The organism is Stenotrophomonas sp., assembly GCF_050737075.1.
Classification (GTDB): Bacteria; Pseudomonadota; Gammaproteobacteria; order Xanthomonadales; family Xanthomonadaceae; genus Stenotrophomonas.
The window spans coordinates 1-8765 of the sequence record NZ_JBOHXV010000138.1; the positions used below are offsets into that span (position 1 = coordinate 1).

Annotated in this window: 11 protein-coding genes and 1 pseudogene; 7 read left to right on the plus strand and 5 right to left on the minus strand. The window is 66.4% G+C overall.

Annotated features, from left to right (window positions below; genetic code table 11):
- The 5 genes and pseudogenes from ACREPD_RS20895 to ACREPD_RS20915 all read right to left on the minus strand — a co-directional run.
- A pseudogene (locus ACREPD_RS20895) lies at positions 1 to 154 on the minus strand (DUF2058 domain-containing protein); the annotation flags it as partial.
- A gap of 13 nt (positions 155 to 167) precedes the next feature.
- Complete coding sequence (locus ACREPD_RS20900) at positions 168 to 407, minus strand: SlyX family protein (protein ID WP_421571209.1); 240 nt, start codon at positions 405 to 407, stop codon at positions 168 to 170.
- The gene (locus ACREPD_RS20905; RefSeq protein ID WP_431601077.1) at positions 400 to 1749 is read right to left on the minus strand and encodes a UDP-glucose dehydrogenase family protein; all 1350 of its coding nucleotides are present in this window, start codon (positions 1747 to 1749) and stop codon (positions 400 to 402) included. Before ACREPD_RS20905 ends, ACREPD_RS20900 begins: the two co-directional genes overlap by 8 nt.
- Positions 1750 to 1772: 23 nt before the next feature.
- On the minus strand, positions 1773 to 2753 hold the full coding sequence (locus ACREPD_RS20910) for an FKBP-type peptidyl-prolyl cis-trans isomerase N-terminal domain-containing protein (RefSeq protein ID WP_431601078.1): 981 nt from the start codon (positions 2751 to 2753) through the stop codon (positions 1773 to 1775).
- An 84-nt stretch (positions 2754 to 2837) separates the two neighbouring features.
- Positions 2838 to 3446: a glutathione peroxidase gene (locus ACREPD_RS20915; RefSeq protein ID WP_431601079.1), complete on the minus strand. Its 609-nt coding sequence runs from the start codon at positions 3444 to 3446 to the stop codon at positions 2838 to 2840.
- A gap of 292 nt (positions 3447 to 3738) precedes the next feature.
- Here ACREPD_RS20915 and ACREPD_RS20920 point away from each other — a divergent pair, with 292 nt between their 5' ends.
- The 7 genes from ACREPD_RS20920 to ACREPD_RS20950 all read left to right on the plus strand — a co-directional run bounded on the left by ACREPD_RS20920 (position 3739) and on the right by ACREPD_RS20950 (position 8371).
- Complete coding sequence (locus ACREPD_RS20920; protein WP_431601080.1) at positions 3739 to 3990, plus strand: hypothetical protein; 252 nt, start codon at positions 3739 to 3741, stop codon at positions 3988 to 3990.
- A gap of 2 nt (positions 3991 to 3992) precedes the next feature.
- Positions 3993 to 4355 carry a GntR family transcriptional regulator gene (locus ACREPD_RS20925; RefSeq protein ID WP_019185943.1) on the plus strand — a complete coding sequence of 121 codons (363 nt, stop codon included), beginning with the start codon at positions 3993 to 3995 and terminating at the stop codon, positions 4353 to 4355.
- Entirely contained in the window at positions 4352 to 5227 is an 876-nt protein-coding gene (locus ACREPD_RS20930) for an ABC transporter ATP-binding protein (RefSeq protein ID WP_431601081.1), read from the plus strand. The genes ACREPD_RS20925 and ACREPD_RS20930 overlap by 4 nt, the downstream gene beginning before the upstream one ends.
- A complete protein-coding gene (locus ACREPD_RS20935; protein WP_431601082.1) occupies positions 5224 to 6252 on the plus strand; it encodes a hypothetical protein in 1029 nt (342 codons plus the stop codon). The genes ACREPD_RS20930 and ACREPD_RS20935 overlap by 4 nt, the downstream gene beginning before the upstream one ends.
- A 25-nt stretch (positions 6253 to 6277) precedes the next feature.
- On the plus strand, positions 6278 to 7165 hold the full coding sequence (locus ACREPD_RS20940; protein ID WP_431601083.1) for a DUF4097 family beta strand repeat-containing protein: 888 nt from the start codon (positions 6278 to 6280) through the stop codon (positions 7163 to 7165).
- Between the two features lie 100 nt (positions 7166 to 7265).
- Positions 7266 to 7853, plus strand: a complete 588-nt coding sequence (locus ACREPD_RS20945; protein WP_431601084.1) for a DUF2884 family protein — start codon at positions 7266 to 7268, stop codon at positions 7851 to 7853.
- Positions 7854 to 7945: 92 nt separating this feature from the next.
- Positions 7946 to 8371 carry a hypothetical protein gene (locus ACREPD_RS20950; RefSeq protein ID WP_421571218.1) on the plus strand — a complete coding sequence of 142 codons (426 nt, stop codon included), beginning with the start codon at positions 7946 to 7948 and terminating at the stop codon, positions 8369 to 8371.
- Positions 8372 to 8765 lie beyond the last annotated feature (394 nt).

An 8765-nucleotide genomic window follows, 5' to 3' on the forward strand; every position in this document is an offset into this window, starting at 1 on the left:
GCGCACGGGCGCCCTCGCCGGCCTTTGCCGGTGGGCGGGCGCCGTGCGGCTTGTTCGGGGGCCGGCCGTCACGGCGGGCGTCGGGGGTGCGTTCGGGCTTGGGCGCGGACTTGAAGCCCAGGCCCAGCAGCTGGTCGCGGAGGGTATCGCTCATGGCGTCAGATCGATCAGTAGTGCGGGGGCGGCGGTTCTTCGCCCGAATCGGAATACAGCGCGTTGCGGACCTTGCCCAGGTCCTCCAGCAGCAGGCGGGTCAGGTCCGCGTTGCGGGTGCCCTCGATGCGGGCATCGGCGAGGGCTTCGCTCAGCTCGGCCAGTGCCTGTTCCTGGAAGGACACGCGCATTTCCAGTTCGATCAGGCGCGCTTCAAGCGCCTGCTCACGCGCGGAGGGAGTGGACTCATGCATGCAGCGAACGTCCCCGGCCAATGCCGTAATAGGCCAGGCCCGCGGCTTCGATCTCCTGCGGGTCATACAGATTGCGGCCGTCGAAGACCACCGCGTCTTTCAGTGCTTCGCGCAGGCGGACGAAATCCGGGCTGCGGAACTGCTTCCACTCGGTGACCACCACCAGCGCATCGGCGCCATCCAGCGCGTCGTAGGCGTTGTCGCAGAACACCAGGTCATCGCGCTCGCCGAAGATGCGGCGGGCCTCGTCGGTGGCTTCCGGGTCGTAGGCGCGCACGCGCGCGCCGCCTTCCCACAGCTGCGCCAACAGGCGCCGGCTCGAGGCCTCGCGCATGTCGTCGGTATTCGGTTTGAAGGCCAGGCCCCACACCGCGAAGGTGCGGCCACGCACGCCTTCATCTTCGCCACGGTCGTAGTGGCGCTGGATCAGCTGGAACAGGTGACCCTTCTGCGCGTCGTTGACCGCCTCCACCGCATTGAGCAGCTTGGGCTCATGCCCGTACTGCTGGGCGGTGCGCGCCAGCGCCTGCACATCCTTGGGGAAACACGAGCCGCCATAACCGGCACCGGGATAGATGAAGTGCCAGCCGATACGCGGGTCCGAGCCGATGCCCTGGCGAACCTGCTCGATGTCGGCACCGACCTTCTCGGCGATGTTGGCGATTTCGTTCATGAACGAAATCTTGGTCGCCAGCATGGCGTTGGCGGCGTATTTGGTCAGCTCCGCCGAGCGCACGTCCATCTCCACCACGCGGTCGTGGTTGCGGTTGAACGGTGCGTACAGGCGGCGCATCAGTGCCACCGACTCGGCATTGGCGGCGCCGATCACGATGCGGTCAGGCCGCATGCAATCCGCCACCGCGTCGCCTTCCTTGAGGAATTCGGGGTTGGAGACCACGTCGAACGCGATCGCCTCGCCACGCGCGGCCAGTACCTCGGCAATGGCCGCGCGGACCTTGTCGGCCGTGCCTACCGGCACGGTCGACTTGTTCACCACCACGGTCGGTACGGTCATGTACTGGCCAATGGTGCGGGCCACGGCCAGTACGTACTGCAGGTCGGCACTGCCGTCCTCGTCCGGGGGCGTGCCCACGGCGATGAAGATCACCTGGCCATGCGTGACCGCCGAGGCGGCGTCGGTGGTAAAGGCCAGCCGCGACGCGGCATGGTTGGCCTTGACCATCGGCTCCAGCCCGGGCTCATAGATCGGGATGACACCACGGTTCAGGCCGTCGACCTTGGCCTGGTCGATGTCGACGCAGACCACCTGGTGGCCAACATCGGCCAGGCAGGTACCCGTGACCAGACCGACGTAGCCGGTACCGAAAATCGAAACACGCATGTCCGTGGTGACTCCAGTTCCGATTACGGAAGAACGTTCAGCAGTTCAACGTCGAAGGTCAGCGTCGCGTTCGGACCGATCGGGCCGCCCGGCGTACCCTGCTCGCCGTAGGCCAGCTCGCCCGGGATCCAGAAGCGGTACTTGGAACCGGTCGGCATCAGTGCCACGCCTTCGGTCCAGCCCTTGATCACCTGGTCCAGGCCGAACTCGACCGGCTGGCCGCGCTGGTAGCTGCTGTCGAAGACGGTGCCGTCGAGCAGCTTGCCTTCATAGTTCACGCGCACCTTGCTGGTCGGCATCGGGCGTTCGCCCGAACCCGGACGCAGCACCTGGTACTGCAGGCCCGACGCGGTGGTGACCACGCCCGGCACGGTCTTGTTCTTGGCCAGGAAGGCGTTGCCTTCGGTGCGGTTGGTGCCGCCCTGTGCGGCGGCCTTGGCCTGCTGCTCGGCCTGCTTGGCAGCCATGAAGCCTTCCAGGATGGACTTGGCCTGCTCGGGCGTCATCTTCGGCGTGCCCTTGTTGAACACGGTGGTGACCGCGTCGAACAGCGCGTCCAGGTCCACATCGTCCTTCAGCGGTGCCAGCGACGGGCCCACGGCGTAGCTGCCCAGCATCTCGCCGACCTTCACGCGGTCCACCTTCGGTGCGGGGGTGCCCGGCGCCATGCCCGGAACCGGCTGGCCGCTCTTGACCATCATGGCCTGGCGCAGCGCCTGGTCGGTCTTCTGGGCCTCTTCCTGGCTGATCAGCGGCTGCTTGCCTTCAAAGGCATTGGTCACACCGCGACGCAGGGCCGCCAGGTCGATCTCGCTGGAGATCGGGGCGAACGAGTTGGCCACATCAATGCCGATGGCGTAGCCGAGCTTTTCACGCTGGGAAGTCAAAACGGAAGTCTCCTTGGCAGCCGCGCCTGCGGCCGGTTGTTGCGACATCGCGGTACCCGTGGCACCCATCGCCAGAATCAGAACCGACGCCGCTGCGCCGCGCATTCCCATCTTCATTTGCTGCTTTCCTGGAAGTGACTGGACGCCGACGTCGGCGCGAAAGCGTTCATTGTCGCACGCACGTGCGAGATGTCGAGGATGTCAGCGCTTTGCAGGCGCCACGGACAGCTCGCGTTCGATCGCGGCGACCAGCGCCGGGTCATCGGGGGTGACCTTGCTGGGGAACTGCGCCACCACCCGGCCGTCGCGCGCCAGCAGATACTTGTGGAAGTTCCAGCCCGGCTGCACGCCGGTGGCGGCGGCCAGGCGCTGATACAGCGGTGTCGCCTCCGGCCCGGTGACCTGCACCTTCTGGAACATGGGGAACTTGACGCCATAGGTCAGCGTGCAGAATTCCTGGATCTGGGCCTCGTCACCCGGCTCCTGACCCTTGAAGTCATTGGACGGGAAGCCCAGCACCGAGAACCCGCGCGCCTTGTACTTCTGCTGCAGCGCCTCCAGCCCCTCGTACTGCGGGGTGAAGCCGCACTTGCTGGCCGTGTTGACCACCAGCAGCACCTTGCCGCCGTACTGCTTCTGCAGGTTCACCTCGGTCTTGCCGGCCAGCGGCCGGTAATTGAGGTCGAGCAGACCCGCGGCCTGGGCGCCGCCGCTGCCCAGCAGCCCGACCAGCAGCAGCCCGCTGCCCCAGCGACGAACGCGGGTCCGCGCGGCGTGGAACGGGGACGGCACGGAAGGGGTCTGGGACATCGCGGAACTCCGGTAGAGAGAATGAGGAAAACCCTGCAGGGCAGGCACCGGCGGAATATATCACCGGGCGTTTTCGGCCTGCGTGACGCACGCGGCCATCACGCGACTGAATGCACGCTCACCGCACCTGCTGCAACGCAGCGCCACATATGCCAGATATATCAACCACTTAAGTCACCCATTCAGGTCTTGTCACACCCCTGCCATGAGTTGGGGTGTGTCGGGTATTGCACTTCGGCGTGTCGGTGTTATAGTTGCATACAACACCAGTCACCTGATGCAGGGGAAGCCCATGAACCGCATGCGCCACCACTCCGCCAAAGCCCTCACCGCCGCGTCCGCGCTGCTGGTGCTCGGCTGGTTCAGCATCCCCGCCGGTGACCGTGGCGGCGACATCGCCACCGGTGCGTTGGAAGGCCCGCAGGACGCAGGCGTCATCAAGGCAGGGACCGCCGACGGCGCCCCCACGCCTCCCCGCCGGCTGCACAGCTCCCTGTCCATGCCTTACTTCTCATTCGCACAGTCGCTGAACCCACGGAGCTGACCATGAGCGATATCCAATGGAGCGATGGTGCTCCGATCTACCGTCAGCTGAAAGAACGCGTGATTGCCATGATGCTTGACGGCATCATCAAGCCCGGCGACGCGCTGCCTTCGGTTCGACAGGTGGCCGCCGAGTACCAGCTCAACCCCATCACCGTTTCGCGCGCTTACCAGGAACTGGCCGACGAAGGCCTGGTCGAGAAGCGCCGCGGGCTGGGCATGTTCATGACCGAAGAAGCGGCCACGCAGCTGCGCAGCAGCGAGCGCGACCGGTTCCTCAATGAAGAATGGCCACTGGTCCTGGAGCGCATCCAGCGCCTGGGCCTGAACCTCGACGAATTGCTGCCCCAGGGGAAATCCTCATGAATGCCGTTGCAAGTGATGTCGTCATTTCCGCCCGAGGCCTGCGCAAGGCCTACAAGCAGACCCTCGCGCTGGACAACACCAGCTTCACCATTGCCCCGGGCCGGATCACCGGCCTGATCGGCCCCAACGGCGCCGGCAAGACCACGCTGCTGAAGGCCCTGCTCGGCCTGACCCAGGTGGAGGGCGAACTGAGCGTGCTCGGGCTGGACCCGACCGTGCAGCGCAACGCCCTGATGAACGAGGTGTGCTTCATCGCCGACGTGGCCGTGCTGCCGCGCTGGATGAAGGTGCGCGAGGCGATCGACTTCGTTGCCGGGGTCCACCCGCGCTTCGACCGCGCCCGCTGCGAGCGTTTCCTGGCCAGCACCAAGCTGCAGCCCAAGCAGCGCGTGCGGGAGTTGTCCAAGGGCATGATCGTGCAGCTGCACCTGGCGCTGGTCATGGCCATCGACGCCAAGGTGCTGGTGCTGGACGAACCGACCCTGGGCCTGGACATCCTGTACCGCAAGGAGTTCTACCAGCGCCTGCTGGAGGACTACTTCGACGAACAGAAGACGATCATCGTCACCACCCACCAGGTGGAAGAGATCGAGCACATCCTCACCGACGTGATGTTCATCCGCGACGGCCGCATCGTACTGACCGCCGACATGGACGAGGTGGGCGAGCGGTACACCGAAGTGCTGGTCTCGGCCGACACCGTGGACGCGGCGCGCGCGCTCAAGCCGATCGACGAGCGCGGCCTGCCGTTCGGCAAGACCGTGATGCTCTTTGACGGGGTGCCACGCGCCCAGCTCACACCGCTTGGCGAACTCCGCAGCCCGGGGCTGGCGGATCTGTTCGTGGCCATCATGAAGGGAACCTACGCATGAACACCGTCAACCACCCCATCAGCAAGGCCAGCACCTTCAAGTGGCTGCTCAAGCGCGAGTACTGGGAAAACCGCGGTGGTTTCCTGTGGGCCCCGCTGATCGCCGGCGGCATCTCGCTGGTGATGAGCCTGATCGGCATCCTGCTGGGCATGTGGGGCCTGCGCCGCGCGGCCGAGAACGGCGGCTTGCATATCGACAACACCAACGTCAACGTCAACGGCCTGGACCTCAAGGTGCTCACCGAGCAGCTGGATGCCAAGGGCATGGCCGACCTCGGCAACACGCTGGATGCCACCCTGGTACTCAGCTCGCTGTGGCCGTTCGTGGTGCTGGCCTTCGTGGTCTTCTTCTACTGCCTTGGCGCGCTGTATGACGACCGCCGCGACCGCAGCATCCTGTTCTGGAAGTCGCTGCCGCTGTCGGACACCCAGACGGTGCTGTCCAAGGCATTGAGCGCGTTGCTGGTGGCGCCGGTGATCGCGGTGATCGCCTCGGTGCTGACCATGTTCGGCTTCATGCTGGTGCTCTCGGTAGTCGTGATGATGCACGGCGGCAACCCGATGACCCTGATCTGGGGGCCGGCCAGCCCGCTGAACTTCGTGGTCAGCCACCTGTCCTGGCTGCCGGTGTTCCTGCTGTGGGCACTGCCGACCGTGGGCTGGCTGCTGATGTGGTCGGCCTGGGCCAAGTCCAAGCCGTTCCTGTGGGCGGTGATGCTGCCGCTGTTCGCCGGCATCATCGTCAGCACCACCAACGTGATGAAGCTGTTCGACATGACCAGCGGCTGGTTCTGGCAGCACATCGTCGGCCGCCTGCTGCTGGGCACCCTGCCGGGCAGCGACCTGTTCTACCGCACCGACCAGCTGCAGGCGGTGATGCGCGACAGCGACAACGTGGCCGCGGCCCTGTCCCCGTCGAGCCAGCTGGCCGCGCTGCAGCTGCCCGAGCTGTGGATCGGCGCCGCCGCCGGCGCGGTGTTCATCTTCATCGCCATCCGCCTGCGCCGCCGCGCTGGCGAAATCTGATCCCGCCCCTGTCGAGGAACTGCCCATGATCCGCACGATCGCCCTTGCTTCCCTGCTGTTGCTGCCGCTGACCGCACTGGCCGATGAGCCGCAGTGCAAGTTCAACGCCCCGCGCGAGCTGAAACTCGACGTGGCCGGCGCCAAGGCGGTGGTGTTCGAGGTCAACCAGCACGACCTGGTGCTGCAGGCCGGCCCGGGCGCCGCCCAGCTCAACGGCCGCGCCTGTGCCTCCAACGCCGACTGGCTGCGCGATCTGACCGTGACCCAGCAGAAGGTGGGCGACAAGCTGGTGGTGCGCCTGCAACGTGAGAACCAGGGGATGCGCTTCAACATGAGCGGCGACACCTACGCCTACCTGGACCTGCGCGGCACCATTCCGGACAACGTGCTGGTGCAGATGAAGGTCGGCTCGGGCGACGCCGGCGTGACCGGCGCGCATTCGCTCAGCGCGGACGTGGGCTCGGGCGACATCAAGCTGCGCGACATCAAGGGCCTGGTCACGGCGGCCATCGGTTCGGGTGACGTGGAGCTGGACGGTGCCGGCGCGCTGAACCTGCTGTCGGTGGGGTCGGGCGATTTCACCGGCCGCAACCTGCGCGGCAACGCCACGGTCGGCACGATCGGCTCGGGCGACCTGACCCTGGACGGGGTGGCAGGCAATGTGGACATCAAGACGGTCGGTTCGGGCGACGTCGACCTGCGCCAGGTCAAGGGCAACGTCAGCCTGGGCAACATCGGCTCGGGTGATGTCGAGGCACGTGATGTCGGCGGCAGCGTCAAGGTCGAGCGTCACGGCTCGGGCGACGTGACCGTGCGCGGTGTCGGCGGCGACCTGACGGTGGCCAACAGCGGCAGCGGCGATATCAACCACAGCAACGTGCGCGGTCGCGTGCAGCTGCCGCGCGGCAAGTAGAGCGGACTGTTAGTCCGCTGCTGCGTAACGCCGGTTGGTAACGCCGGCCCCGTCGGGCATGTCACAACCGCGCTGCGAGTCTCTTACAAGGAATCTGACCATGAACATTCGACTGTTGCTGCCCACCCTGCTGCTGTGCCTGCCGCTGGCGGCCTGTGGCAACGCCGATTCCAACAAGACCCCGCCTGCCACCGGCAAGCCGGTGGTGGATGCGGACTCGATCGGCAAGAAGGTCCAGGACGCCACGGACAAGGCGCGGACGGAAATCGCGCAGGGCAACATCAATATCTCCGACGGCCAGGACAACAAGGCGGAGATCACACCGCAGGGCGACCTGCTGATCAACGGCACGGCGGTGACCATCGACGCACAGCAGCGTGCGCTGCTGCTGGACTACCGCAAGCAGGTGGAAGCGCTGGCCGGCGCGGGCATGGACATCGGCGTGGCCGGTGCCAACCTGGGCGTGAAGGCGGCCGGCGAGGCGCTGCGCGGGGTGTTCTCGGGCGACACACAGGGGATCGAGGAGCGGGTGAACGCCGAAGCCGCCAAGATCGAGGCCAGCGCCAAGCAGCTGTGCGGTCTGCTGCCGACGATGATGGCCAAGCAGCAGGCCCTGGCCGCCGCGCTGCCGGCCTTCAAGCCGTACGCGACGATGGACCAGAGCGACATCGACGACTGCCACAGCTGAGCCACGACCACCTGCGACGTTCGGTCGCAGCTGGGCCGCCTGCACGGGGGAGGACTACACTAGTCCTCCCCTTTTTTCATTCTTCGCCCACCATGAAGAAGCTGTGCCTGCTGCTGTTCGCCCTGTTCTGCCTTGCCGCCACCGGCTGCGACCAGGAATACCGCAACCACCGCGCCGAGCGCGGCAAGCCCAAGATCACCGTCAGCGACGGCATGGTCACGGTGCGTCGCGCACCGGCGCCGAACATCATCGTACTGCCCAACGGCCACATGAAGATCGACGAGATCGAAATCCCGCTCGACGCCGACCAGCAGGCCCTGCTCCAGCAGATGTTCGGCAAGCTGCAGGTGCTCCGCCAGAACACGCTCACCGACGCCCCGCACGACCCGGACAAGCGCGCGGTCAAGATCCAGGTCCCACCCGGCATGCAGCCGATCCCGCCGGACCTGACCACGCGCATCCCGCAGTTCAAGGACTACACCGAGACCTTCGACAACCTGATGGCGGACCGCCGCTAACGCCGGACCTGCGCAACATTGGTGGAGCCGGGCTCTGCCCGGCTGCTTCATGCCTTTGCGCGAACAGCCGGAGGCTGCAGGCGCTCCCCGATTTGGGCCGGCGGCGGCAGGCCCGCGGGGGACGCCGTAAATACGTCCATGTAGGCTCAGTCGCCGCATCCATGCGGCTCATGCCCCCGCAAGCCTACCCCCGCCGCCCCTTCGACAGTGTGTCGTTGCCACGGGAAAAGCGGGAGCCGGCCGTTGGCCGGCGCATGCAATGCGTGCCTGCTTCTTCCAGCCGCCCTCGAAGTGTGTGGGGGCGGCCGGCGGGTAGCCCCCGGAGGGACGCTCCAAAACATGGATGTTTTGGAGCAGCCTACAAGGACGTACTTGCGGCGTGTCCCGGAGCGGG

Excerpts from the sequence above, each read along its gene's own strand:
- ACREPD_RS20945 (WP_431601084.1), top strand. The coding sequence starts at position 7,266 with ATGAACATTCGACTGTTGCTGCCCACCCTGCTGCTGTGCCTGCCGCTG.
- ACREPD_RS20900 (WP_421571209.1), bottom strand. The coding sequence starts at position 407 with ATGCATGAGTCCACTCCCTCCGCGCGTGAGCAGGCGCTTGAAGCGCGC.
- ACREPD_RS20905 (WP_431601077.1), bottom strand. The coding sequence starts at position 1,749 with ATGCGTGTTTCGATTTTCGGTACCGGCTACGTCGGTCTGGTCACGGGT.
- ACREPD_RS20940 (WP_431601083.1), top strand. The coding sequence starts at position 6,278 with ATGATCCGCACGATCGCCCTTGCTTCCCTGCTGTTGCTGCCGCTGACC.
- ACREPD_RS20950 (WP_421571218.1), top strand. The coding sequence starts at position 7,946 with ATGAAGAAGCTGTGCCTGCTGCTGTTCGCCCTGTTCTGCCTTGCCGCC.
- ACREPD_RS20910 (WP_431601078.1), bottom strand. The coding sequence starts at position 2,753 with ATGAAGATGGGAATGCGCGGCGCAGCGGCGTCGGTTCTGATTCTGGCG.
- ACREPD_RS20915 (WP_431601079.1), bottom strand. The coding sequence starts at position 3,446 with ATGTCCCAGACCCCTTCCGTGCCGTCCCCGTTCCACGCCGCGCGGACC.
- ACREPD_RS20935 (WP_431601082.1), top strand. The coding sequence starts at position 5,224 with ATGAACACCGTCAACCACCCCATCAGCAAGGCCAGCACCTTCAAGTGG.
- ACREPD_RS20930 (WP_431601081.1), top strand. The coding sequence starts at position 4,352 with ATGAATGCCGTTGCAAGTGATGTCGTCATTTCCGCCCGAGGCCTGCGC.
- ACREPD_RS20925 (WP_019185943.1), top strand. The coding sequence starts at position 3,993 with ATGAGCGATATCCAATGGAGCGATGGTGCTCCGATCTACCGTCAGCTG.
- ACREPD_RS20920 (WP_431601080.1), top strand. The coding sequence starts at position 3,739 with ATGAACCGCATGCGCCACCACTCCGCCAAAGCCCTCACCGCCGCGTCC.